Origin of the sequence: Bombella favorum, from assembly GCF_014048475.1 — a bacterium.
Classification (GTDB): domain Bacteria; phylum Pseudomonadota; class Alphaproteobacteria; order Acetobacterales; family Acetobacteraceae; genus Bombella; species Bombella favorum.
The window spans coordinates 802925-826144 of record NZ_NWUS01000001.1 but is presented as its reverse complement, the minus strand read 5'-3'; the positions used below and the strand labels follow the sequence as shown (position 1 = coordinate 826144).

Annotated in this window: 23 protein-coding genes; 11 read left to right on the top strand and 12 right to left on the bottom strand. The window is 56.7% G+C overall.

Going from position 1 to position 23220, the window contains the following annotated elements:
• Positions 1–120: 120 nt before the first annotated feature.
• Positions 121–1812 carry a Hint domain-containing protein gene (locus CPA57_RS03745; RefSeq protein WP_182081485.1) on the bottom strand — a complete coding sequence of 564 codons (1692 nt, stop codon included), beginning with the start codon at positions 1810–1812 and terminating at the stop codon, positions 121–123.
• A 249-nt stretch (positions 1813–2061) separates the two neighbouring features.
• Here CPA57_RS03745 and CPA57_RS03740 point away from each other — a divergent pair, with 249 nt between their 5' ends.
• The 3 genes from CPA57_RS03740 (at position 2062) to purF (ending at position 4614) form a co-directional block, all read left to right on the top strand.
• On the top strand, positions 2062–2424 hold the full coding sequence (locus CPA57_RS03740) for a hypothetical protein (protein ID WP_182081484.1): 363 nt from the start codon (positions 2062–2064) through the stop codon (positions 2422–2424).
• Positions 2425–2475: 51 nt separating this feature from the next.
• Complete coding sequence (locus CPA57_RS03735) at positions 2476–3030, top strand: CvpA family protein (RefSeq protein WP_182081483.1); 555 nt, start codon at positions 2476–2478, stop codon at positions 3028–3030.
• Between the two features lie 141 nt (positions 3031–3171).
• Entirely contained in the window at positions 3172–4614 is a 1443-nt protein-coding gene (purF, locus tag CPA57_RS03730) for an amidophosphoribosyltransferase (RefSeq protein ID WP_182081482.1), read from the top strand.
• A 135-nt stretch (positions 4615–4749) separates the two neighbouring features.
• Here the strand turns inward: purF and CPA57_RS03725 are convergent, their stop codons facing one another.
• The 10 genes from CPA57_RS03725 to ccmC form a co-directional block, all read right to left on the bottom strand.
• Positions 4750–6156, bottom strand: coding sequence for a class II fumarate hydratase (locus tag CPA57_RS03725; protein ID WP_182081481.1), 1407 nt, complete (start codon positions 6154–6156; stop codon positions 4750–4752).
• A gap of 42 nt (positions 6157–6198) precedes the next feature.
• A complete protein-coding gene (locus tag CPA57_RS03720; RefSeq protein ID WP_182081480.1) occupies positions 6199–7866 on the bottom strand; it encodes an NAD-dependent malic enzyme in 1668 nt (555 codons plus the stop codon).
• 81 nt (positions 7867–7947) lie between these two features.
• On the bottom strand, positions 7948–8316 hold the full coding sequence (locus CPA57_RS03715; protein ID WP_229709217.1) for a hypothetical protein: 369 nt from the start codon (positions 8314–8316) through the stop codon (positions 7948–7950).
• Positions 8313–8771 (bottom strand): c-type cytochrome biogenesis protein CcmI, encoded by a 459-nt coding sequence (gene ccmI, locus CPA57_RS03710; RefSeq protein WP_182081479.1) that lies wholly within the window; start codon positions 8769–8771, stop codon positions 8313–8315. The genes CPA57_RS03715 and ccmI overlap by 4 nt, the downstream gene beginning before the upstream one ends.
• 4 nt (positions 8772–8775) lie before the next feature.
• On the bottom strand, positions 8776–9231 hold the full coding sequence (locus CPA57_RS03705; RefSeq protein WP_182081478.1) for a cytochrome c-type biogenesis protein: 456 nt from the start codon (positions 9229–9231) through the stop codon (positions 8776–8778).
• Entirely contained in the window at positions 9228–9842 is a 615-nt protein-coding gene (locus tag CPA57_RS03700) for a thioredoxin domain-containing protein (RefSeq protein WP_182081477.1), read from the bottom strand. The genes CPA57_RS03705 and CPA57_RS03700 overlap by 4 nt, the downstream gene beginning before the upstream one ends.
• On the bottom strand, positions 9839–11839 hold the full coding sequence (locus CPA57_RS03695; RefSeq protein ID WP_407647563.1) for a heme lyase CcmF/NrfE family subunit: 2001 nt from the start codon (positions 11837–11839) through the stop codon (positions 9839–9841). Before CPA57_RS03695 ends, CPA57_RS03700 begins: the two co-directional genes overlap by 4 nt.
• A gap of 19 nt (positions 11840–11858) precedes the next feature.
• The gene (gene ccmE, locus CPA57_RS03690) at positions 11859–12407 is read right to left on the bottom strand and encodes a cytochrome c maturation protein CcmE (RefSeq protein ID WP_182081476.1); all 549 of its coding nucleotides are present in this window, start codon (positions 12405–12407) and stop codon (positions 11859–11861) included.
• A 32-nt stretch (positions 12408–12439) separates the two neighbouring features.
• Positions 12440–12631 (bottom strand): heme exporter protein CcmD, encoded by a 192-nt coding sequence (ccmD, locus tag CPA57_RS03685; RefSeq protein WP_182081475.1) that lies wholly within the window; start codon positions 12629–12631, stop codon positions 12440–12442.
• Positions 12628–13377 (bottom strand): heme ABC transporter permease CcmC, encoded by a 750-nt coding sequence (gene ccmC, locus CPA57_RS03680; protein WP_182081474.1) that lies wholly within the window; start codon positions 13375–13377, stop codon positions 12628–12630. Before ccmC ends, ccmD begins: the two co-directional genes overlap by 4 nt.
• 226 nt (positions 13378–13603) lie before the next feature.
• Between ccmC and CPA57_RS03675 the strand changes: the two genes are divergently transcribed.
• Together CPA57_RS03675 and CPA57_RS03670 are read left to right on the top strand one after the other, a co-directional pair.
• Positions 13604–14023, top strand: a complete 420-nt coding sequence (locus CPA57_RS03675; RefSeq protein ID WP_182081473.1) for an EVE domain-containing protein — start codon at positions 13604–13606, stop codon at positions 14021–14023.
• Positions 14024–14076: 53 nt separating this feature from the next.
• A complete protein-coding gene (locus CPA57_RS03670; protein WP_182081472.1) occupies positions 14077–14895 on the top strand; it encodes an EcsC family protein in 819 nt (272 codons plus the stop codon).
• Between the two features lie 90 nt (positions 14896–14985).
• Here the strand turns inward: CPA57_RS03670 and CPA57_RS03665 are convergent, their stop codons facing one another.
• On the bottom strand, positions 14986–15183 hold the full coding sequence (locus tag CPA57_RS03665; protein WP_182081471.1) for a hypothetical protein: 198 nt from the start codon (positions 15181–15183) through the stop codon (positions 14986–14988).
• Positions 15184–15214: 31 nt separating this feature from the next.
• Here CPA57_RS03665 and aat point away from each other — a divergent pair, with 31 nt between their 5' ends.
• From aat to CPA57_RS03635, 6 genes are all read left to right on the top strand, one after another.
• Positions 15215–15862 carry a leucyl/phenylalanyl-tRNA--protein transferase gene (gene aat / locus CPA57_RS03660; protein WP_182081470.1) on the top strand — a complete coding sequence of 216 codons (648 nt, stop codon included), beginning with the start codon at positions 15215–15217 and terminating at the stop codon, positions 15860–15862.
• Positions 15863–15997: 135 nt separating this feature from the next.
• Positions 15998–16846 carry a hypothetical protein gene (locus tag CPA57_RS03655; RefSeq protein WP_229709215.1) on the top strand — a complete coding sequence of 283 codons (849 nt, stop codon included), beginning with the start codon at positions 15998–16000 and terminating at the stop codon, positions 16844–16846.
• A 4-nt stretch (positions 16847–16850) separates the two neighbouring features.
• Positions 16851–17369, top strand: coding sequence for a thioredoxin-dependent thiol peroxidase (bcp, locus tag CPA57_RS03650; RefSeq protein WP_229709214.1), 519 nt, complete (start codon positions 16851–16853; stop codon positions 17367–17369).
• A gap of 142 nt (positions 17370–17511) precedes the next feature.
• The gene (locus tag CPA57_RS03645) at positions 17512–20805 is read left to right on the top strand and encodes a YhdP family protein (RefSeq protein ID WP_182081469.1); all 3294 of its coding nucleotides are present in this window, start codon (positions 17512–17514) and stop codon (positions 20803–20805) included.
• Positions 20806–20852: 47 nt separating this feature from the next.
• Positions 20853–22238, top strand: a complete 1386-nt coding sequence (locus tag CPA57_RS03640; protein ID WP_407647562.1) for a replication-associated recombination protein A — start codon at positions 20853–20855, stop codon at positions 22236–22238.
• Entirely contained in the window at positions 22235–23206 is a 972-nt protein-coding gene (locus CPA57_RS03635; protein WP_077396503.1) for an RluA family pseudouridine synthase, read from the top strand. The genes CPA57_RS03640 and CPA57_RS03635 overlap by 4 nt, the downstream gene beginning before the upstream one ends.
• Positions 23207–23220: the final 14 nt, after the last annotated feature.

Genomic DNA, 23220 nt, shown 5'->3' with positions numbered 1-23220 from the left:
GCAGCCGTTCACGGATAGGGGATTTATAAAGTATTTTTTAAGAGTAGTAAAATATTTCCAGAGACCGCCCATGCTCCAGTGCTTTTCGAACTTTATCGAAAAGCACTGGAGAGAGCATCTTCAGATCATGGCTACTTTTTGCGGCAAGGCAATAGTGGATGTTTCTGTTTGGGTCTCATCAATATAGGGCCCTTCTGCCAGTATCTGGATGCTCAGCATGTCCCGTTCACGAATAGAAGGGGCCTCGCTTAATGAGAGAATGGCATTACCATTTGTCCAGCGGCAGGGGCAGGCTTCCACTACGTCCCAGCCGGTAGTATGTTGGTCCGTCAAATGGGATGTCAGATGGTGGGTCTGACCATTCTGGTACAGCTCCACAGTGCCAACGAGTACACCGAGGAAGCGGCGGTCATCTATATAGGGGCCAACCGCATCGCAGGGGCGGCTCGTACGGGAGCGAAGGCGGAGAACCTTAACTCCTTCTGGCAACAGAAAGACGGCCCGATCCTGCACGCGGCGGATTGGGTAGAGGATTTCCCCGGTATCAGTCATCAAATGAAGGTCTGAATCCTGAATCAGGGAAAGGGGTGGTACCTGTCGGGCAAAGCCAAGGGAGCGCGCCCGCTCATCCAGCCTTTCATAAAGTGGCCGGACAAAGGCGGCGTCCACAGCGAGCGGCGCACAGGCATCTTTTTCCCAGCTTTTGGAAGGCGGCGGGAAGGCCACGATATTGCCCTGCTGGAGGAAGTCCATATCGTGGAAGTTACGGCGGCTGCTCTCCGTATTGAGATAGCTCTCTGTGACCACATTATTGGCATGGACAATACTGTGTTCTGCTGTCTCAAAGTGATAATAATCATAGGAGAGAAGGCTACGATCATAGAAAATAGACCGGTGATTGACGAGCATCCGCACCGGCACAAAACGACCGTCGAAATAAAGCGTATGTTCTGCCGTCAGATGTAGGTCGGCATTCGGGCAATTCTCTCCCAATGCTCCCTTGCTGATGCAGACCGCATAACCCGCCCGGTCATCTGGGAGGTCTGGCTGAACCTCGACATGACCACGCCCAATCCATGTAATCGCCTCTGGCGTCTGCTTCCCAGCGGGGCCGGTCAGGACAAGGTCACCGACTGCGAGAGTCTCAACAGCTTTTGGGCCAGTGTGTGTGGTGATCATGGAGCCAGGTAGGAAGCAGGCAATATCTATGTTGGGTGCCCCAGCATCAAAGTCCCAATCGACATTCGATAGAACTACAGTGGAACCAGGCGTTGCCGGGTTATGCTGCTCAACGGATTCATAGCCCGTGTTGGGAACAAGCTGGAAATAGATATAGTTCGGGCTACTGTTTATTGCCTGATTTAGCGCAGCAACTCCAGCAGTCTGTTCGTCAGCAGGGATAGGGACATATTGCCGCCCAGTTCCTACTTGTTCAACAAATTGAACCTGTTGAATGGAAAATTCTGCAATAACGGCAGGTGTGGGGGGATAGACATCTTTGTAGGAAAACGAGCCAATATAAGACAGATACGTTATCGCAAACATATTCGAGTTTGGAATATGCATGACGGCGACAGCTCGATCGCCCCTTTTACTAACGTTTGCCCCTTGGAACATGGCAACCTGATAGATTGGTTGCGCACGTGTGATTTGGGAGTTCGGGTTGAGCCTTGTATTAAAGACGTTTCCGGTCTGCGGATTTGGGAGAGTTTCCGGGCCGAACCAAAAACCGGGGTAGCTGTCGTTATCATTCCCCCCCGCACCAGGGGCTAAGTTGGAGTAATTCTGCGATTTTTCCCATGTGATCGACATGATATTTCTCTCCGAGGGGTGCGGTCCGCCCGATGGTTCCGCGCGACGGGGACTCATGATGACGAGAGTTCTGTGGTATTTTTGTGGTGTATTTCAGGAAGGTTTATGAATTAATTTTAGTATTGCGAGTAAGAATTTATTTTTTACTTTTCGTAAACAATTATATTACTTTCGCTAGGGAGATGAATCAGTCTGGTAGCGGTAGTTTTTGGTTTTAGTCAGCCTGTCGAGCTAGGATAACAAGTCTGTATGGCCTATTCTCTTTTGCAGGATGGGCAGGGCAGATACGATTGGGGGGCCAGTATGATACGACCTACAGGATGCGGGCCTGCTCTGGAGGAGATCAGAGGCAAGGATGGGCAGGAGTGCAAGATGCTGGCCGAACAGGCCACGGATTGCCTTTTGGATTATCTATACGGGGAACCAAAGGCACTGATCGTTGATAGTGCCTTGTTCCTGCTGGAGATACAGAAAATCTGGCAGCAGCATGATGTTAATGAAGATGCCATCTGGCAGGAGCTGAATGAGCGGATTGACCTTTCATCCGATCTGCTGAAACGTGGCATCCGGGCCCGCAAAGGGGGGCGTTATCGGTCCACCAAACTGCCCTAACAGGCTGGGCGGTCCGGATGGGATTTTAGGTGAAGGAGTGGCAGAACCGCAATGACAGGCCAACATGGGGCATTTCTGGAGCATCTGGGGGCGATGGACTGGGGCATTCTGGCCCTCATTGGTCTTTCGGCTTTGTGGGGGCTTGTGCGGGGCTTCTCGCAGGAGAGCGGGGCGTTGCTTGTCTGGGTTGGCAGCTTCTGGCTTGTTGGCCGATGCAGCAGTGTGGTTCTATCACATGTGGCACCGCTCGTTTCACCATCCCTTCAGGGGACGCCGGTTTTCGTCTGGGGTGGGCGGCTTGTATTGTTCATTCTGGTCATGATTATTTTGAATCTGGTCACCAGCCAGCTGGCTCGTAGCATGAGGGGGGTGCTCTCCGGCTCTCTGGATGCTCTGCTGGGGGGTGGTTTTGGGCTGGTGCGCGGGTATGTCGTGCTGGTTCTGCTCTTTTGTGCTGGCAGTTATCTGGCGCAAGATTGGTTGGAGACAGCCATGCAGGGGAGCGTTTTTGCGCCATTCATCGTGCGTGGCGTGGCTTTTTTACAGGGTTATATACCGCTTTCATGGTCGGAACATCTTGCCTTTCTGCCATCGAATAGCCATTGAAGGGGGGTCGCAGGCATCACCCTGACGGACAGGCTGCCCTCACGCAGGGGAATAGTCGGTTTTTTCAAGGGGTTGGCTGCCTGTGCTGCTGTGCCACTTAGATATGAGCGGGATTCTTCCCGTCAGGTTTGCTCTGCCATTATGTCTTTTCCTGAATCGTCCAGTCGTCCTTACGAGGAATGTGGTGTTTTTGGTGTCTGGGGTGTGCCGAATGCGGCCGCACTAACAGCCCTTGGCCTGCATGCCCTCCAGCATCGTGGTCAGGAGGCGGCCGGTATCGTCAGCTTTGATGGTGAAGCCTTCCATCAGCACAAAGCGTTGGGCCTTGTCGGAGATGTGTTTGGTAATCAGGATGTAATCGCAGGCCTACCGGGGGAGGCGGCCATCGGGCATAACCGTTATGGTACAACGGGCGGAACCCATGTACGCAATGTCCAGCCTATTTATGCTGACTATGCGTTTGGTGGTCTGGCTGTGGCCCATAATGGTAATTTGACCAATGCGGCTACCCTGCGTCAGGCACTGGTGAAGCGCGGTTGTATTTTCCATTCCACGATGGATACGGAAGTGATCGTCCATCTCATCGCTATTTCATTGTATGATACGGTGATTGAGCGTCTGATGGATGCGGCAAAGAAGATTAAGGGTGCTTACTCCCTCATCACCCTGACACCGGATAACGGCCTGTTGGGTATGCGGGACCCGCTTGGTGTGCGTCCGCTGGTTTTGGGCCGTATGCCCGGCTATGAGGACAAACAGGGTGGCTGGGTGCTGGCCAGTGAGACCTGTGCGCTGGACATCATTGGTGCCGACTATGTGCGTGATCTTGAGCCGGGTGAGATTGTTGTCATCAATGCGGAGGGTGTGAAGTCGCTCTGGCCATTTGGTGATGTTGGCCGTCGTTTTTGTATTTTCGAATATATTTATTTTGCTCGGCCTGATTCCATTCTGGAAGGGCAGTCTGTTTACGAAGTACGGACCCGCATTGGTGGTGAGCTAGCCCGGGAGAGTGGGGTAGAGGCCGATGTAGTCGTGCCTGTGCCTGATTCCGGCGTGCCATCAGCCATTGGTTATGCTCATGAAAGCGGCCTGCCTTATGAGATGGGCATTGTGCGAAACCATTATGTAGGCCGGACCTTTATCCAGCCGACCGATCAGGTCCGTAATCTGGGTGTGAAGATGAAGCACTCAGCCAATAAGGCCGTGCTGGAAGGCCGCAGGGTCATTCTGGTGGATGATTCAATTGTGCGTGGTACGACATCCCGCAAGATCGTGGATATGGTTCGGGCCGCTGGGGCGAAGGAGGTGCATATGCGCATTACGTCTCCGCCGACCAAGCACCCTTGCTTCTATGGGATTGATACCCCGTCCGAAAAGCACCTTCTGGCGGCCCGTCACTCGCTGGAGGAGATGCGGAAGGCCATTAATGCCGATAGTCTTGCTTTCATCAGCTTTGACGGTCTTTATCGTGCGCTTGGTCATCAGGGGCGTCCGGCGGAAAATCATACGAACTGTGACGCCTGTTTCTCCGGTGATTATCCCATCACGCTGGTTGATAAGGATGGTAAGTTGATTCAGCAGTAAAGCTGAATCAACCGGATGATCCGGTGCGGACGCTTAGGCTGGTCTAGGTGAGCCGAACCCGCTGGATTATGTTACAAAAAGGGCTTGGTGGAATGTTCCGCCAAGCCCTTTTTGTTTGCGTATCAGTTCTTCCTGTTACGCTTTTGGGGGCGTGATGTTGGGCTGCAGCATCAGTTTCGGGTTAGCAACCCGGTCATATTCTTCACCCGTCATGAAGCCAAGGGCAAGCGCACTCTGGCGGGGGCTTAGTCCATGTTCCACTGCATGATGAGCGACCTGCGAAGCTTTGTCATAGCCAATGCTGGGGGATAGTGCCGTAACCAGCACAAGGGAATGGTCCAGCTGCTTGCGAATATGGTCCTCATTGGCGGTTGTGCCTTCAATGAGGAAGCAGCGGAAATTCGCCATGCCATCATGGAGCAGGGTGAGGCTCTGCATGATGTTCTGGATCATCACAGGTTTGTAGGCGTTCATATCCAGCATCCCGCCGGCACCACCCATCCCCACGACCACATCATTACCCATGACCTGAAGGCACAGCATCGTCAGAGCTTCAGCCTGTGTGGGGTTGATCTTACCGGGCATGATGGAAGAGCCGGGTTCATTTACCGGTAGGTTCAGCTCACCCAAACCAGCCCGAGGGCCACAAGCGAGTAGGCGGATATCATTGGCGATTTTGAAGAGGCTGCCAGCCAATGTCCGCAGGGTGGAGGAGAGATGCACTAAGGCATCATGCGCCCCCTGAAGAGCGAATTTATTCGCCCCGCTGGAGAAGTCCAGATGGGTGAGGCGGGCAATCTCCTTACAGGCCCGTGCGGCAAATTGCGGGTCGGTATTAACACCGGTACCAAGGGCTGTCCCCCCTAGAGCCAGCGGGAAAAGCCCATCACGGGCTTGTTCCAGCCGCTGGAGGTTATCTTCCAGCATCCCGGCATAGCCTTCCCATTCTTGTCCCAATGTAATGGGCACAGCATCCTGAAGGTGTGTCCGGCCTACCTTGACGATATGCTTCCATTGCGCTGCTTTATGGGCAATGGCACCATGTAGCCGTTCCAGAGCCGGGATTAGACGGCGATGGGTCGTCAGCGCACTGGCGATGTACATGGCACTAGGGAAGGTGTCGTTGGTGGATTGCGCCATGTTGACATCGTCATTGGGGTGCAGCGGCTTTTTGCTGCCCAGTTTCTGGCCGGTAATCTGGCTGGCCCGGTTGGCGATGACCTCATTAACATTCATGTTAAACTGCGTGCCGGAACCCGTCATCCAAACATGAAGGGGAAAGTGACGGTCATGCATGCCGCTCATAATCTCATCACAGATGCGGATGATGAGATCGGCCTTCTCCTGTGCAAGACGCCCACTGGCAGCGTTGGCCACGGCACAGGCCCGCTTGAGAATCGCATAAGCTTCGATCATTTCACGGGGGATGAGTTCCTGCCCGATGCTGAAATAACGTAACGAACGCTGAGTCTGGGCCCCCCAGAGGGCTGTCTGGGGAACATCAATCGGGCCGAGGCCGTCGGTTTCTGTACGGTTTGCCATGAGTGAAGGGGTCCTGCTGGAAGTTAAAGTGAAAGGGAAGGGTCAGGCTGCCTGATAAGGCTGATAACGGGGCCGCCAGCTTAGGGCGGCTAGGGCCTCCCGCAGGGCGACATCATCAAGAGGCGGGCAGAGCTGTTCCTGCTGGGCCTGTCGGGCCACGGCCACAGCAACCCGCAGGGCAACATCATGAATATTCTCAACCGGTGGAAGCAGGTTTTTCCCGCCTGACTGCATCGGAGAGAGAGCAGCCACAGCCTGCGCTGCGGCCATAACCATACCTTCGCTGATGCTTTTTGCTTTGCAGGCCAGTGCCCCCAGCCCGAGACCGGGGAAGATGTAGGAATTGTTGGTTTGGTCGATGACGATGCTGCGGTCATCAATCTCAACAGGGGAGAAGGGGCTGCCCGTGCTGACGATGGCCCGTCCGGCCGTCCATGTCAGGATGTCCATCGGTGTGGCTTCGACATGACTTGTAGGGTTGGAGAGGGGGAAGATGAGGGGCTGAGGGCAATATGTGGCCATTTCCCGGATCATGCTCTCCTTGAAGAGGCCCGCTTGACCGGAAACGCCAATCAGGATGGTGGGGTGGTTCTGACTGATGACGTCTGCCAGAGTACGGCCCTGCCCATCCTGGGCTGTTTCGTCCTGCCGGGCAAAAAGGGCCTGTCCCTCGCTTAGTCCTTTCATATCGTGGGTCAGCAAGCCATTGCGATCTACGATATAGAAGCGTTTCAGAGCGTCTTCTTGCGACAACCCTTCAGCCTTCATAGCGGCAAGGAGAAGCCCGGCAATGCCGATGCCCGCTGCACCGCCGCCAGCAAAGGCAATACATTGCTGTTCCAGCGTTTCCCCCTTGGCTTTCAGGCCGCTAAGAATGGCCGCCGTGGCGATGCCTGCTGTGCCCTGAATATCATCATTAAAGCTGGGAAGGCGGTCCCGATAACGTTGGAGTAGTGGGGCCGCATTACGCCCGGCGAAATCTTCCCAGTGCAGGAGGCAGTCCGGCCAGCGGGCCTGAAGGGCCGTGACGAATTCCTCAATGAAATCCGCATAATCCTGCCCCCGCAGGCGAGGGCTGCGGCTGCCTATGTAGGTGGGGTCATTTCGGAGCGTGACATTATCCGTCCCGACATCCAGCGTAATGGGCATCATCAGGGCCGGATTGATCCCGGCGCAGGCCGTATAGAGGGCGATCTTGCCGATGGGAATACCCATGCCGTTGGCTCCGAGATCACCCAGCCCGAGGATGCGCTCTCCATCAGTGACGATGACGAGGCGGATATCATTATTGGGGATGGCGGCCAAACGGTCCGCCATATGCCCCCTGTCGGCCGCGGAGAGGAAAATTCCCCGTGGTTTCTGCCAGATTTTGGAAAATTCTTGGCAGGCCTGTCCGACGCCCGGTGTGTATACAACGGGCATGAGTTCCGTGAGATGCTTTTGTAACAGGGCGTAGAAGAGGGTTTCGTTACTGTCCTGAATGGCACGGAGGCGGACATGCCGGTCCAGAATATCTGTTCCACTCATGATGTTGGCATAAGCCTGCTCAACCTGTTCTTCCAGCGTGTGGATGCCGGGGGGCAGAAGGCCATGCAGCCCTAGAGCCGTACGCTCCTCCCACGGGAAAGCCGTACCTTTGTTGAGCAAGGGGTCATTCAATACCGCCATGCCACGCTGGGTGACGGAATGGGACGAAAACGTAGCGGACATGGGTATTGATCCTCCGGACTTGTAGCGGGCTGGGAAACAGGACAAATGATAGGATGATGGGGGGGTAAAAGGAACCCGTCTTTACCTTTTGTTCGGGCGTAGCCACCGGTCCCCGGCAAAGCGGAACTGAGCGAAGATAAACCCCGCCGCCAGCCCTGCCAGCATGAGTGGAATTACCCATAGGGAGAAGGGTGCGAAGAGTTGGGGAAAGAGCAGCCGGGTGAGACCGAGGATTAAGGCTAGCCCACAGAGGGCGCAGAGCAGGCTTTCCCGCCTCACAGGGCCATAATGTTTTTCTGCCTGGCAGTGGGGGCAAAGGCTGGCTGTATTCTGTATCGGCTGGTGGCAGCAGGGGCAGGCACTCAGGCTGCGTTGGGGCAGAGCATGTGTAACATTATCCAGCCGGGTGGCAGCGGTGCGGGTCAGGCGGGAAAAGGGGCCGGACCTCATGGCTTGCCATCCTGCGGCACCGTGGCGGGTGTCATGGTGCTGGCCGGTGGGCTGATGGGTGATGTCTGGAATGCCGAGGCTGGAATCTGATTGGCAGGCTGCGGCCCAAAGAAGGGCTGCCCATTGATGGCATAAAGCAGCAGGGCCAATAACGGGATGAGGAGGAGAGTGGCGATACCGAGAAGCTTGTGAATGTTGCTAGTGCCAGACAAGCTTTGGGGAGGGATAGAAATGTGATTGAGGATCTCCCGTTCTGTTTCAATACGGGCAGTGTCATAAGGTTGTTTCTCCAACAGGCCAGCCTGTCTATCCCGCTCCAGCGAGTTTAGGCGCTGTTTATAGAGGGCGAGCGTTGGGTCCTCTGTCTGTCCGGATACCCGGAGGCGCACGATGAGGCTAAGGCCGATAGGCAGCCCTATGAACAGGCAGATAAGAGCAATGAGTAGAAATGACATAGGGTCAGTCCTTCTTCAGCAGGCTGTCCAGAATGCGGTGTTCTTCCGGGGTTAGGGGGGCAGGGGCGGAGGCAGAACGATGCCAAAGGCGGCGCACCAGCAGTAGAGCCACCATAAGGCTGAGAATAGGCATAAGCCAGAGTAGAGCCGTCACGGCGGAGAAAGAAGGCCGCAGGCGGATGAACTCCCCATAACGTTGAACCATCCATGCCTCGATGTCCTTCGGGGAACGCCCTTGCTGGAGTTGCAGGCGGACGATGTGCCGCAGGTCTTTGGCTAAAGGAGCAGAACTCTCCTCAATGCTTTCATTCTGGCACACAAGACAGCGAAGCTGTTGGCCGATCTGCTGGGCTTTTTGCTCAAGGGCTGGGTCAGGCAGCATCTCATCGGGTGTATCCACAGCTAGACAAGCAGGGATGGAAAAGAGAAGCAGGAGGAGGGCGAAAATGAGCCTCTTCATGGTACCGTCTCCAGCTGCGGGTGAATATGGGCCTGATAGAGAGTGTCGGTCAGGCTACCTGTTCCATGCCAGACAATACGCCCTCCCGTTTGTGGGTCGGGCATGATGAGGAAGGTTTCTGGCACGCCGGTTACGCCCCAGTCGATGGCGGCTTGCCCTTCCCGGTCCATACCAAGCCGGGTGAAGGGGTGGCCTGCCTGTTCCAGCCAATGGGCGGCTTGGGTGGGGTGATCTTTATAGCAGAGGCCCCAGAGGGCCAGCGGGGCAGTATGGCTGCTTTGAGGAATGGCCAGCGAGGTGGCGAGGTGGCGGATGAAGGGTATCTCCTCCACGCAGGGCAAGCACCATGAGGCCCAGATGAAGAGTAGAATCGGTTGTTTTATGTTCTGGAAGTCCCCACGGGTCAGACCGGGCGGGGAGGAGGGCGTATCAGATAGTGGTGGCAGAGCAGGGAAGTCGGGAACGGGTCGGCCTGTCAGGGGGGTATTGATGGCTCTGGGGTCAAAATGCCCCTGATTCAGCCCATGTAGCATACGGACAAAGCCCACTCCCAGCCCAGCAGCTCCCAGAGCGGGCAGGGCAGCGAGAAGATGGCGGCGTGTGAGTGTCATGCTTGCACTTGCCTTTTCATGCGCAGTAGACGCCGCCGGGCGGGCAGAAGATGCAGCCCGCTCCCAAGGGCCATGATAATGCCACCTAGCCATATCCATGAGGCCAAGGGGTTTTCATGCAGGCGTAGAATAGCCGTGTAATGGCTCTGCCCTTGCGGGTCATGCTCTTCTTTCACGCTGCCAAGGGCGGCATAGAGGTCTTCTAGCGGGCGGTGAAGAATGGCGACATGTAATGTCCGCTGCCCCTGTTGTGGGAAGAGGCGGATTTCCGGCGTCAGTGTGGCAAGGATCGGCCCGTGGGCATTGTGATGGCGGATGGTTAAATGTGCTTCCACAGCTTCGTAATTGGGGCCGTGATGGGCTGTCAGTGCTGTGAGTTCCCAGTCGCGTCCGGTTAATGTGGTATGGGTGCCGGGTCTGGCCTCTATGAGACGTTCTTGACTACCTGCCATGCCGCATAAGCCAAGGATGGTCACACCCACACCGATATGGGCAAGACTTGCAGCCCAGAGGCTACGGGGCAGGTGGTGAAGCTTTCGGTCCCCTACTGGTAAGCTACGTAGGCGGAGGATGAGGTCACAGAGAGCCGCACTGATGACCCACAGGGCTAGCAGGGCAGAAAAAGCAGCCAGAGGTGTGGGGAACAGCCAGAATGCAGGCAGGATGTTCCCGGCAGTGACGAGTAAAGCCGGGGCTAGACGGGGTAGGAGTTTGTCCGTTCTAGCCTGCCGCCATGGTAGAGCCACACTCACCCCCATGATGGCCAGAAGGGGCAGGGTGAGTGGAATGGTCGTAGCATCAAAGAAGGGTTTACCAACGGAGAGGGTACGGCCAAAGAGCAGCTGCATGAAGGGCGGATAGAGCGTCCCCGTGAGCACAACAGCGCAGAGTGTGCAAAGCAGGATGTTGTTGAGCAGCAAAGCCCCTTCACGGGAGAGTGGGGAAAAGCCTGTTTGTGGGGAGGGTAGGGCCGGGGCACGGATGGCAAAGAGCAGTAGGCTGCCCCCGCCATACAGGCCCAGCAGCCCCAGAATGAATAGCCCCCGGGCTGGGTCATTAGCGAAGGCATGGACGGAATTGAGAATACCCGACCGGACAAGGAATGTCCCGGAGAGGGAGAAGGCAAAGGTAGCAATGGCCAGCAGTAGGCACCAGCCTTGCAGTAGGCTGCGTTTTTCTACGACCAGAACGCTATGAAGAAGGGCCGTACCCGTCAGCCACGGGATGAGGGCGGCATTTTCCACCGGGTCCCAGAACCAGTATCCTCCCCAGCCCAGTACGGAATAGGACCACCACGACCCCAGCGTGATGCCCAGTGTTAGCAACGCCCATGCGCTGATGACCCAAGGACGCATATACCGGGCCCAGAGCGCATCAGCTTTTCCTTCCAGTAGCGCACTAATGGCGAAGGCAAAGGGCACGGCAAAGCCGACATAACCGCTATAGAGTAGTGGCGGATGGACAGCGAGGCCGGGGTCCTGAAGGAGCGGATTCATCCCCATCCCATCGGCTGGAACAGGCCAGAGCCGTAGGAAAGGGTTGGAGGCCGTTAGGCAGAATAGTGAGAAGCCAGCTCCCACCAGTCCTAGCAAGGCTAGAATCCGGGCCCGCAGGCGGGGGGGCAATGCTTCCGGTCGGGCTGTGGTTGGGGCGGGTAGCAGGGCCAGCCCTGCACACCACAGGCTTAACAGTGTGACCCAAAGTAGCAGCGAGCCTTCATGATTGCCCCATAGACCAGCAATCTTATAGGCCCAAGGCTTGTTAATGGCCGAGGTTTCGGCAATGAGCTTCAGGGAGAAATCATCCCCCAGAGAGGCAATGATAAGGCAGGCCCAAGCAAAGAGCAGGGCAAGACACTGGCTAAGTGCCAGAGGGCGGGCCAGAGTGATGAGGGGGCTCTCTGCTCGGCGGAGGCCGATCAGTGGCAGGATACCCTGCATGAAGGCCAATGCGCAGGCCAGGGCCAGAGCAAAATGTCCGCCTTCCGGGCAGAAAATGGTCGCCAGCGTGGCCATGTTATTCCGCAGCTCCTTGCTTGTTCTGCGGGGCAGGGGGCGGAGTGGTCATGCTGTTCCAGCTGGCAGTATCCGGTGGCGGGCCGAAACGGGGGTCCCATCGGCCGCTCTTTTGGAGGGCATCAGCCACTTCCTTGGGCATGTAGGTTTCGTCATGCTTGGCAAGAACTTCATTGGCTGTGAAGTCATGTCCATCATAGCGGCCTAGGGCGACAACACTCTGCCCCTCTCGGAATAAGTCCGGCAAAATACCCCGATATTGTACGGTGACGGCAGCCTGTCCGTCTGTCACGTCAAAGCGGGATTCTGGCGTGTTGTTGGCGGTTTTGCCGGTATGGAGAGAGCCCGCTACAACCATACCGCCCAGCCGGATGGTTTGGGCTGGGGCCGGAGGATGGGCCACTACCTGCGAAGGGGCCATGAAAAAGACAATAGTGCTGGAGAGCGCATTGAGGACCAACCCTACCGCACTGCCAAGGCAGAGCAGGCAGGCCAGAATGATCCAGAACCGTCCGGCCTTGCGGCGGGTGAAGGGAAGTGATGCAGCCATGGTCTCCCGTTTAAAGCCAGTGGGGCTATGTGTTAATCTTTTTCCTGCCCCGTGGCGGGATTTGCCGCTGTGTCTTGGAGACGCTGCATGAGGGTCAGCCGTTGCGAAGCCCGCCGCAGGCGGAGAAGGCTGGTGGTAATCATGATAGCTAGTACTGTGATAACTAGCCCGTAGCTGGCCAGCACGAAGCCCCAATGTGGGGGCCAGAGGGCGGGATGTATCATACCAGCGGCTCCCGCAGGGCGAGGGACTGGGCACGGCGTTCCAGCAAGGTAGCACGGGTGCGGATCAGCAAGAGGGCAATACCTGTTAGGGTGAAGCCGGTTGCACAGATGAGTAAGGGATAGAACATGCTCATGGACATGGTGGGCGCCCCGGTCAGGGTGATGCTGTCGGGCTGATGCAGGGTGTTCCACCATTGCACGCTGAACTTGATGATGGGTAGATCCACCACTCCGGCCAGCGCCAGAAGAGCCGCTGCCCGCTGGCCCCGCACGGGGTCATCAAACGCCCGTATGATCAGAATATGGCCGATATAGAGGAAGAATAGAACGAGCATGGAGGTCAGCCGTGCATCCCAGACCCACCATGTCCCCCAGCCCGGCTTCCCCCAGAGTGACCCGGTGATGAGGCACAGGGCAGTCGCTGTCGCACCTAGCGGTCCGGCCTCCAGAGCCATAATTCCAGCTAATGGATGCCGCCAGACCATGCATAATAGTCCGCAGAGAGCCAGCAGCACATAATCTGCCGAGGCTAGCCACGCCATGGGAACGTGCAGATACATGATGCGTACCGTCTCTCCCTGTTGCCAGTCTGCTGGGGCACGGCATAGTCCCCAGATTAACCCTATAGTCAGTATTGTTAGACCAATGAACAGGCATGGAAAGATGACGGGACGGGTAACATGCAGGAATCGGGCAGGACTGCCCGTCCATCGTCTCGATGGTACTGTGGTGGTGGAAGAAGACATGGGGAGAGTATGGCGGCTTCCCGAAAGGAAGAAAAATGAAAAATAGGACTACGTTTGTGGTGGTCATGTCCTCATGGTTCATATGGAGGAGAGTAGGGCGCCTCCAGCCTTGAAAAAGCGTCAAAGTCAGGCATTGTAAAGCGACCGGTCGTACATGATATGGCTGCACATACAGAGGCCGGAAGGACCGAACGTCCCGGCCCAGAAAATAGGGAGAGAGTGACGCATGGCCTTTTGGCTGATCAAATCAGAGCCGGCCTCTTTTTCATGGGATGAGCAGGTGAAGAATGTTGTCGAACCGTGGACAGGCGTGCGGAACTATCAGGCCCGCAATAATCTGAAGGCCATGAAGTGCGGTGATAAGGCTCTGTTCTATCATTCTGTGACGGAAAAGCGCATCGTGGGTGTGGTAGAGGTTGTGCAGGAAGCTTTCCCAGACCCGACCGCCGATGATCCCCGCTGGGTCTGTGTGGATGTAAAAGCCGATGGAGCGTTTCGTCATCCCATCTCGTTGGCGGAGATCAAGGCGGACCCAGCTTTGGAGAGTATGGCACTACTTAAGCAGTCTCGCCTTTCTGTTGCCCCGGTAACAGAGGAAGAATTTGCCTATCTGACCCGTAAGGGGCAGTGGGAAAAAGCGCAGTAATTACGGACCGGTCCGCTCGGGCGGCCCGCTCTGGACATGAGGAGATTCAAACGATGACGGAACAGCGCAAGGAGCATGTACCCAGTGCGAGTTTCCTGTCTCAGGACCTTGATACGGAAGCCCTAGCCCAGCTTCATGCCGTGCTGGATGGTGTGGAGAAAGGCCGAGGTACGCTGGCTCGTCTGGGTGACCTGATGGGCGGAGCTGTCGGGCGTGCTGCGCATCTCGGTCTGCAGGGGCTCTCCCTCGCGCCGGGCCTTCAGGAAAAGCTCCAGAATCTTGCTAGTTCGGCACTGGATCAAGCCTACCGCATTTCCATTCTTGGTCTAGGCCGTAAAGGTGGTGGTGCTTCCGGGGCAAGGCGTGAGAATCTGATACAGGCCGCTGTGGCGGTTTCTGGTGCGGCGGGGGGCTTTGGTGGCTTCATGAGTATGGCACCGGATGTCGGCTTTACCACGCTCGCTATCATGCGAGAGATTGCCGCCATTGCGCAGGAAAATGGCGAAGACTTGCAGAGCGAGGAGACACGTCGGGCTTGCCTGGAAGTGTTTGCCTTGCGGGGCATTGGGGAACAGACAGGGGAGGGTGAGCTGGGCTTTTTTGCCGCCCGTGGCTTGATGCGGGGGCAGCCCCTTGTGATGCTGATGGCCGAGGTGGCGGGGCATTATGGCATGGCACTTTCCCGCAAGCTGGCAGCCCAGATGGTGCCGGTGGCTGGGGCCCTCTGTGGTGCGGCCATCAACTCGGCCTTTCTTGCCCATTACCGGGCTTTGGCCAAGGCACATTTTACCATTCGTAGGCTGGAGCGTACTCATGGTAATGCCGTGCGAGAAGCTGCCGAGGCTTATCGGGGTGCTCACCCGGGTGCCTGAAGAGCGGTGCTCTCTCGTCCGTTACCTAGCGGATAGATAAATAGGAAGAAGGCGGTTCCTATGGGGCCGCCTTTCTTTTTTTGTGGAGGTTCAGCCCCGGCGGGTGCGGAAGAGCTGATACAGTTCTAGCGGCCCAAAAATGAGAATCCCTAGAAGAGTGAGGACTCGCATAACATCCATGAGCGGTCTTAACGCAGGCCAGACAAGCTGTAGTAGAAAGGACAGAGCCAGAGCGATCGTATAGACATAGGTCTGTGATGAAGGAGAGGAAGAGGGGCTGTTGGACATGATTCGGCGTCTCTGTATGAAAGGCTGACCAATGGAGCTTATCACAGCTGAACTGCTTTTGCGTGCTTATGGGGAAGGTCTGTTCCCCATGGCCCCGGACGAGCAGAGCGATGAGCTGGAATGGTTCTGCCCGCAGGAGCGAGGCATCATCCCGTTGGATAAACCGGCTTTGCCTCGGCGGCTTATGCGTACTGTCATGGCTGGGCAGTATCGTCTGTGCAGTGATGAAGATTTTGACGGCATGATGCAAGCCTGTGCCCGCCTGACGTCCACTCGCACAGAAACATGGATTAGCGGGCGCATCCGCCAGCTCTATGGGGAGTTACACCGTATGGGGCATGCTCATTCCGTGGAGGTCCGGGACCGGGAAAGTGGGGCACTTCTGGGGGGATTGTATGGTGTTTCCCTTCAGGGGGCGTTCTTTGGGGAGAGTATGGTCTCCCATGTGCGGGATGCCTCCAAAATTGCATTGGTACATTTGATAGCCGCCTTGAAACAAGGCGGCTATCGTCTGCTGGATACGCAATATGTAACCCCGCATCTGGCTAGTCTGGGTTGTGTGGGGGTGCCTTTTGCAGCTTACAGGCAGCAGCTTGATGTTGCCATGCAACACCCTGCCCGTTGGCCGGGGGATATCAGTCTCGAAGCCTTGAAGCCGGAGTTAGAAGGCCTGATGTAGGGCTTTGACTGGCATCGTTGGTCGGTCAGTATTTTCTCTCTGGCTCTGCTATCGTGGTCTGTTATGCTGCCATTTATCTTCAGATTAGAGACAGTCTGATACCGATATACGGATGGAATAGTGGGAGATATGTGGATGCGGTGGCGTATCAGGGAGGCTTTGCAGAAGCGGGATAAGGCGAGGTCGTGGCCCGGAGGCGGCATCATGGCCGCTGGTCTTGGGGCCGCTATTGCGCTGGTCAGTGGTACAGCCAAGGCTGCCCCGCCAGCCGATCATCCCCCGCTTGCTCCAACACGGGATGCCGTGGTGACATATCGTTTCCAAACAGAAGTCCTGCCGGGGAAAGGGCAAGAGGCCGGGCCAGTGCATCAGGTGGCGGTGTCTTTTGCTGCCTCGGGGGATCGTTTGCGGATCGACCCGGATGATGGACAGAGTGCCACCATTCTGGACCGCCCTAATCAGATCATGACGCTCATCAGTATGCAGGCGCAGCGTTACATCCAGTTCCGCCCGATGCATGGGTTGCATAATACGTTTCTGCTCAGTCTGGATATGACCTACCATGCAGGTGGCATGAAACGGATCGCTGATGTGCCTTGTCAGGAATGGTCTATAGACAGTCCCCGAGGTAAGGCCACGGCTTGCGTAACGGAGGATGGCCTTATTCTCGCCGAGGATGGTGTAGATGCAGATGGGTTGCAGGGGCACTTGCAAGCCATTTCTGTGCGGTATGAGGATATACCGGCAGACCGTTTCCAGCCGCCTGCTGGGTTCCAGAGATTTAGTCCCTTTCTCAAGGGCAAGCCCCCCGCCCGACCACAGGCTCAGCCTGTGCCGGGGGCAGCGTTGGATGGTAGTACTCATGGTGCTGGCCATGCCGGTGCGGAGGGAAAGCCAGTGCCAGACCAACCATACAGCCCCGATGATTCCGTGGGGGATGGCAGCGTTTCCCACGACGACCAGCCTAACAATGCGGAGCATTAAGAGTATGACACAGGGAAAAATGGCTTCAGATAATGGCGGGGTGTTGGCTGCTGGTAGCCCGGCCCCTGATTTCGAGCTGGAAGGTATGGGGCCTGCTGGGGCGGAGACGGTGAGCAGCAAAGCTCTCCAAGGGGCACCGTATCTGCTCTATTTCTATCCACGGGCTTCTACACCGGGGTGCACCACGCAGGCTTGTGATCTGCGTGATCATTTGGCTGAGCTGCGTATCCCCGGTGGTGGCGCGCTTAAGGTGCTGGGTGTTAGCCCCGATGGCGTGGGTGCGCTGGAAAAATTCATCACGAAACAGGCGCTGAGCTTCACCTTACTGTCGGACCAAGAGCATACATTGGCTGAAGCCTATGGCGTGTGGGTTAAGAAGAAACTTTATGGGCGGGAGTTCATGGGTATTGAGCGCAGCTCCTTCCTGATTGATGCTGAGGGGCGTATTGCTGCTTTCAAGCGGAAGGTGCGCCCGGCTCAGCATGTGGCTTGGGTGCAGGAGGCTCTGGCCCAGCTTGGCTAGCAGGCCTCCGTTGCTCTGCGACCGTTCGGGAGCGGGTATATAAGCCGGGTTCTGTGTTGTCTGGCCCTATCAGGTGGCCTTCTGTCTAGGGTTTTTCTGTTTCAAGGCATCCTGATATGCGTTTTTCCCGGGGTATCGTGACATGAGATGGCAGACAATCCTGCGCCGTGTGGCCTTAGGGCTGTTAGTACCGCTAGTAGGGCTGCTGCTGGTGGTGGCTCTGCTTCTCGGGCGGCTCGCGCAAGGCCCTCTGGACGTGACGGGGCTATCCCATCGCTGGGGTGGAGCTCTGACCCATCTGGGCGGGGGAGAGCTTAGCTGGGAGCGCATGGCTCTGTCATGGAGACCGAGAAAGAACGGTCATTCATCAAAAATTCTGTTGAGTCTCGAGAATGTCCATTACCGGGTCAGCCCCGAGGGTGGAGCTGCGGACGAGACCATTGCAGACATGCCAGAGCAGCAGCTTGACCATGTCGGGGTTGTTTTCCGGCTGGCCAGCTTGCTGCATGGGCAGGTGGGTCTACGGTCGTTGGATGTTCAGGGATTGCGCCTTGTGGCGTTCCGGGATGCCGAGGGGCATATCCAGTTTGGCCGTATGAAGTACGGCACACACCATCAAGGTAGCGGTGCTACGCTACCGCTGGCCTCTGTCATGCCCTATCATCTTGATCTTCAGGATATCAACCTGACCATCAAGGATGAGGCCGCTCCAGCCTCAGCTCTGATTGTGAACCTGCCAAAGCTGAAGGCTGATTACGCCAAGCGGAGCGGCTGGCAGGGAGAGATGGAGGCGTTTATTCAGGGGGATGGTCTGGGGGCTGGCCCGGGCGATTCCACGGTTCATCTGACAGGAACAATGAACCCAGAGGGGGAGGAGCATACCCGCTGGCAGTTGAATCTTTCTTCTGTTCGTTTTCCGGCATTGGCGGCATGGCTACCGCTTTCTCCAGCACAGAAACGGGGTATGGCCATTCCAAACCTACCTCTGGCGTTTCATCTGGAAGGTCAGCTGAATGGCTGGGGTCTATTTGGTCACTTTGATCATGTAGCCGGTGAGATTACTGCTGGTACGGGTGAAATTGACCGACCCGGCAAGATTCCCTTCCGGGTCTCCTCCGGGCAGTCTTCCTTCCATTTGGAACCTTTGGAGGCAGGGCAGACAGGGGCTCTGGTGCTCACACTGCATACAGACCTGAAAGCTCTGGATTCTATTGGTAGGACGGTACCTTTTCTTCTGGATGTTCATGGTAATTTTGGTCATCCGGGCCATCCCGAGACTATGGAAATGATGGTGGATGGCACCGTTCCAGAGTTTGATTTTGCGACACTGGCGAGCGTCTGGCCGGATGGTACAGCCCGTGGGGCCCGCCGCTGGATGACGACCAACATGACGGCCGGTCGTGGTGAGAATCTAAGGCTCCAGCTTTATTTTACGAGCGACACCGGTTTCGATGGGTTGGATGTCCGCAAGCTAGGCGGGGAGCTGACAGGCCATAACCTGAATGTAACGTGGCTGGAGGGTATGCCGCAGGTTACAGGGGAGGATGCCTATGCCCATTTTGTTGATAATGACCGGCTGCTGATCGATGTGCAGCATGGGCATTTAGCCGATGGCAGAGGGGGCACAGTAACTGTGCCGACCGGGCATATCGTTCTTAACGACTTGCTGGAGCGAGAGCAGACGGGTGAATTCTCATTGGGGCTGGAAGGGGCTCTTCCGTCTTTCGTTGCTGTTCTATCTTACCCACGGCTTAATCTTCTGTCCCGGCATCCGGTCAATCCAGCGGAGACAGGGGGTAAGTTGAAGGGTACGCTGTCGCTAAAGCTGCCTCTCAAGAATCATGTTCTGATGAAGAATGTCGATTTCGGAGCGGATTTTGACTTTCAGAATGTCTGGTTTGCCGTGCCATCTTTTGGGCGTCTTCAGCAGGGGAATGGGCATTTTTCTCTTACCGATGTCGGGTTGACCATACAGGGCAGTGCCCAGTTCCGTGGCGTGACGGTAACAGGCAATCTGTTCGATAGTTTCCAGGCCAATATGCCGGGCCGCTTGCTGCTGAAAGCGGACCTGACAGCCCCTCTGGGGCCGAAAGAGTTTCGTAGTCTAGGGCTACCTATGACCCTGACGCAGGATTCCGTGATGCAGGGCAGAGGGCAGGGGCATGTTGTCTATAGCCAATATGGTGAGGGCCCCGGGCATAAGAAGGAGACGGCGGCGGTGCAGTTGGACCTCAGAGGGTTGGGGGTCCGCGCGCATTTTTGGCGCAAGCCAATTGGGGTGGCGGCTGGGTTTCAAGCGGGTATTGCATGGCAGGATGGGCATATAACCCGCTTGGACGGTATAAAGGCTTATGGTCCACAACTGGCCCTTCAGGCTGAAGGGCGGGTGCGGTCCGGCCAGTTGGGAGGGATCAGCCTTACCCGTTTCCAGTTGGGGCGGACGCTTGGCAGTGCTGTAGTGGACTGGCCGCTGAAGAATGGGACGCCTGATGACCAGCGTTATCAGATTTCCGTTCAGGCTAGCACGTTGGATATCACCCCTTGGCTGGGCAGCCATGCCGCTGGGAAGGTACAATCGCCTCATGTCCGACCAATGCCGGAAAGAAATGGGCGGCCATCTGTTGATGTGCCCCGAAAGGCTATTCTACCAGCGGGTATCTGGGCTATCGGGTTGCGGGCTGACCGGATGATTTATGGTAGGGAGCAGACAGCTAGTCGTGTCTCAGCCAATCTTCATTGGGCAGCGCAGCGGCTTCAGGGGGCTTCTCTGCATGTGGCACAGCCTGCCATTAGTTTCGACCTCGTGCCGGATGCTCACCGGATAGGGGTGCTGGATGTCAGATTTGCCATTGCTGATCTTGGCAAGCTACTGGCTTCTCTGGATGTTTACGACAAGCTTATCGGGGGAGCAGTTGCTCTGGAAGGACGCTGCCAGCCTGTCCCGGCCGGTGCCAATGTGACCAGTGCAGAGCGTACAATGGGGCTTGGTCTTGGGTTGCCACCGTTTGCTGGAACTGTGAAGCTGGATCATCTGACGTTGGAAAATCCGCCAGCGGTGCTTGTTATTGCTACACTGGCAGCGCCTCTGCATTGGGGGCAGATTTCCCGTAAACGGTTTGAGGATGTCCGCCTGCGGGCCGCCTTTAAGGTGGCTGGAGAGCAGCTTGAATTGGCCGATGCTCAGATCAATAATCCCATTCTCGGGGCAACTATGAAAGGGCAGCTGGACTTCCGGCGGTCCACTGTGCAGATGCAGGGAACTATCTCCCCATTTTTCGGGATCAATCAGGCAGCTGGAAGTGTCTTTGGGGCCAGAAAAGGTAGTGGCATCATGGCGATGACCTATAAGCTGGATGGCAGTTTGGATAAGCCGCAGATGCATGTTAACCCGTTTGCAGCTCTGTTGCCCGGTGGGCTGCGGCGTTTGTTTGAGTAAGAGGGTGGCCCAGGGTTGATAAGGCCCGGGGAAAGGCAGGAGAGATGATGATGGCGGATACTATGCCGGACCTCTTTGGTGGTCCCTCATCTAAGGGGGCTCCCCAGCGTGATGAGGAAGCCGGCCGCCCAGCATCTTCCTCATCACGCCGTGGGACGGGAACCCAGCCGCTGGCGGACCGTTTGCGCCCGCAGTCGCTGGATGATGTGCAGGGGCAGACCCATCTTCTAGGGCCAGAAGGTACGCTGACCCGCATGCTGGAGAGTGGCCATCTTTCCAGCTTGATTCTCTGGGGCGGGCCGGGCTGTGGCAAGACGACTATTGCTCAGTTGCTCGCAGAACGGGTGGGGCTTTTTTATACTAAGATTTCTGCTGTGTTTTCCGGTGTTGCAGATCTGAAAAAAGCGTTTGATGAAGCCCGTCGCAAGGCCGAGGCTACGGGGCGGGGTACGCTGCTGTTTGTTGATGAGATACACCGGTTCAATCGTGCCCAGCAGGATGGGTTCCTGCCCTATGTGGAGCAAGGAACGGTAGTACTGGTAGGTGCAACAACGGAAAATCCGTCTTTTACGTTGAACTCCGCCCTCCTGTCGCGTTGTCAGGTCCTCGTGCTGCATCGGTTGGATGACGCTGCGCTGGAGCAGTTGCTGGTGCGGGCAGAGCATGAGACTGGAAGACCGTTGCCGCTGACGGATGAGGGGCGGACCTCTCTGCGGGCCATGGCGGATGGAGACGGCCGTTATCTGCTAAACATGGTTGAGCAGCTTCTATCTTTGACAAAAAGTGAGGCATCGCCTCTGGGGCCGGATGAGCTGGCCCGGTCCCTATCCCGGCGGCCTGTCCTTTACGACAGGGATCGGGACGAACATTACAATCTGATCTCTGCCCTGCATAAATCTTTGCGGGGGAGTGACCCGGATGCCGGTCTTTACTGGTTTGCTAGGATGCTGGAAGGAGGCGAGGACCCCCGCTACATTGCCCGCCGCCTCGTCCGTTTTGCTAGTGAGGATATTGGTGAAGCTGACCCGACATCCCTGCCTTTGGCACAGGCTGGGGCGGCTGCTTATGAGCGGCTTGGTTCTCCGGAGGGAGAGGTGGCCTTGGCGCAGGTGGTGGTCCATCTGGCAGTCGCATCCAAATCTAATGCTGTTTATAAAGCGTATAACGAGGCTCGCGTTCTGGCGAAGCGGACGGGTAGCCTCATGCCACCCGCCCATATTCGCAATGCTCCTACGGCCTTGATGAAGGAGCTGGGGTATAAGAAGGGCTACGAGTATGATCACGATTGTGAAGATGGCGTTTCCGGCCAGAATTATTTTCCCGATGGCATGGAAAGAGTGACCCTTTACAAACCGGTTGATCGTGGTTTTGAAGAAAGAATCAGGAAACGGCTGGACATGTTGGCGCAGAAACGGGCATCTCGCCAGTCATGAGTGTAGAGAATCGTATTGTCAGCGAGGATGAGGCCGATCTGCGTCTCGACCGCTGGTTCCGTCGTCATTATCCTAATCTGACACAGGGCGGCTTGCAGAAGCTGTGCCGTAAGGGGCAGGTGCGGGTTGATGGGGGCCGTGTACAGCCTAACAAGCGGCTTTATCCCGGCCAGAGCATCCGTATCCCGCCGCTGCCAGACCAGAGCCGCCCCGCACCACCGCCACCGCCTAATCCGGCTTTGGTTCAACAGCTGCGGGACATGATTATTTATGAGGACGATCATCTGATCGTGCTGAACAAGCCATCCGGTCTAGCAACACAGGGCGGCCCCGGTATTACCGTTCATGTGGACATGATGTTGGAGGGCCTGCGGCCGGAAGGCGGGGATAAGCCCCGTCTTGTCCATCGTATTGACCGTGATACATCCGGTATCCTGCTTCTGGCCCGTACCCCCGGTGTGGCGGCCAAACTGGCAGCGGCTTTCCGGGGGCGGGATGTTAGCAAGACATATTGGGCGGTGGTCGTCGGGCGGCCCAGCCCGGCCGAAGGTGTGATCGACCAGCCACTAGCCAAGGTTGGAGCAGGCGGAGCCTCGCTTATCGTTCCTGTCTCTCGTGGGGAGGAGGATGCGATGAGTGCCAAGAGCTCTTATGAAACGCTGGATGCCACTGGCAAGCGCTTCAGTTGGCTGGCCCTGTCCCCCTGGACGGGGCGTACCCATCAGTTGCGTGTTCATACAGAAAGTTTGGGCACCCCCATTCTTGGGGACCCCCGCTATGGCGGCGAAACGGCCCATGTGGAAGGTTTCCCCGATAGGCTGCATCTTCATGCTCGGATGTTGGATTTCCCACATCCGGCAGGGGGACGGTTGCAGGTAGCTGCTCCTTTGCCGCCCCATATGCGTGAGACCTTCCAGATGTTGGGTTTCATTGCGGGGGATACACCGGCACCACGCCGGACACGGTAACAGGCTGGCAAGGG

Excerpts from the sequence above, each read along its gene's own strand:
- CPA57_RS03705 (WP_182081478.1), bottom strand. The coding sequence starts at position 9,231 with ATGAAGAGGCTCATTTTCGCCCTCCTCCTGCTTCTCTTTTCCATCCCT.
- CPA57_RS03745 (WP_182081485.1), bottom strand. The coding sequence starts at position 1,812 with ATGTCGATCACATGGGAAAAATCGCAGAATTACTCCAACTTAGCCCCT.
- CPA57_RS03715 (WP_229709217.1), bottom strand. The coding sequence starts at position 8,316 with ATGAGGTCCGGCCCCTTTTCCCGCCTGACCCGCACCGCTGCCACCCGG.
- CPA57_RS03645 (WP_182081469.1), top strand. The coding sequence starts at position 17,512 with ATGAGATGGCAGACAATCCTGCGCCGTGTGGCCTTAGGGCTGTTAGTA.
- CPA57_RS03720 (WP_182081480.1), bottom strand. The coding sequence starts at position 7,866 with ATGTCCGCTACGTTTTCGTCCCATTCCGTCACCCAGCGTGGCATGGCG.
- CPA57_RS03635 (WP_077396503.1), top strand. The coding sequence starts at position 22,235 with ATGAGTGTAGAGAATCGTATTGTCAGCGAGGATGAGGCCGATCTGCGT.
- CPA57_RS03675 (WP_182081473.1), top strand. The coding sequence starts at position 13,604 with ATGGCCTTTTGGCTGATCAAATCAGAGCCGGCCTCTTTTTCATGGGAT.
- CPA57_RS03735 (WP_182081483.1), top strand. The coding sequence starts at position 2,476 with ATGACAGGCCAACATGGGGCATTTCTGGAGCATCTGGGGGCGATGGAC.
- CPA57_RS03740 (WP_182081484.1), top strand. The coding sequence starts at position 2,062 with ATGGCCTATTCTCTTTTGCAGGATGGGCAGGGCAGATACGATTGGGGG.
- bcp (WP_229709214.1), top strand. The coding sequence starts at position 16,851 with ATGACACAGGGAAAAATGGCTTCAGATAATGGCGGGGTGTTGGCTGCT.
- aat (WP_182081470.1), top strand. The coding sequence starts at position 15,215 with ATGGAGCTTATCACAGCTGAACTGCTTTTGCGTGCTTATGGGGAAGGT.
- CPA57_RS03700 (WP_182081477.1), bottom strand. The coding sequence starts at position 9,842 with ATGACACTCACACGCCGCCATCTTCTCGCTGCCCTGCCCGCTCTGGGA.
- CPA57_RS03725 (WP_182081481.1), bottom strand. The coding sequence starts at position 6,156 with ATGGCAAACCGTACAGAAACCGACGGCCTCGGCCCGATTGATGTTCCC.
- ccmE (WP_182081476.1), bottom strand. The coding sequence starts at position 12,407 with ATGGCTGCATCACTTCCCTTCACCCGCCGCAAGGCCGGACGGTTCTGG.
- CPA57_RS03670 (WP_182081472.1), top strand. The coding sequence starts at position 14,077 with ATGACGGAACAGCGCAAGGAGCATGTACCCAGTGCGAGTTTCCTGTCT.
- ccmI (WP_182081479.1), bottom strand. The coding sequence starts at position 8,771 with ATGTCATTTCTACTCATTGCTCTTATCTGCCTGTTCATAGGGCTGCCT.
- purF (WP_182081482.1), top strand. The coding sequence starts at position 3,172 with ATGTCTTTTCCTGAATCGTCCAGTCGTCCTTACGAGGAATGTGGTGTT.
- CPA57_RS03640 (WP_407647562.1), top strand. The coding sequence starts at position 20,853 with ATGATGGCGGATACTATGCCGGACCTCTTTGGTGGTCCCTCATCTAAG.
- ccmD (WP_182081475.1), bottom strand. The coding sequence starts at position 12,631 with ATGATACATCCCGCCCTCTGGCCCCCACATTGGGGCTTCGTGCTGGCC.
- ccmC (WP_182081474.1), bottom strand. The coding sequence starts at position 13,377 with ATGTCTTCTTCCACCACCACAGTACCATCGAGACGATGGACGGGCAGT.
- CPA57_RS03655 (WP_229709215.1), top strand. The coding sequence starts at position 15,998 with ATGCGGTGGCGTATCAGGGAGGCTTTGCAGAAGCGGGATAAGGCGAGG.
- CPA57_RS03665 (WP_182081471.1), bottom strand. The coding sequence starts at position 15,183 with ATGTCCAACAGCCCCTCTTCCTCTCCTTCATCACAGACCTATGTCTAT.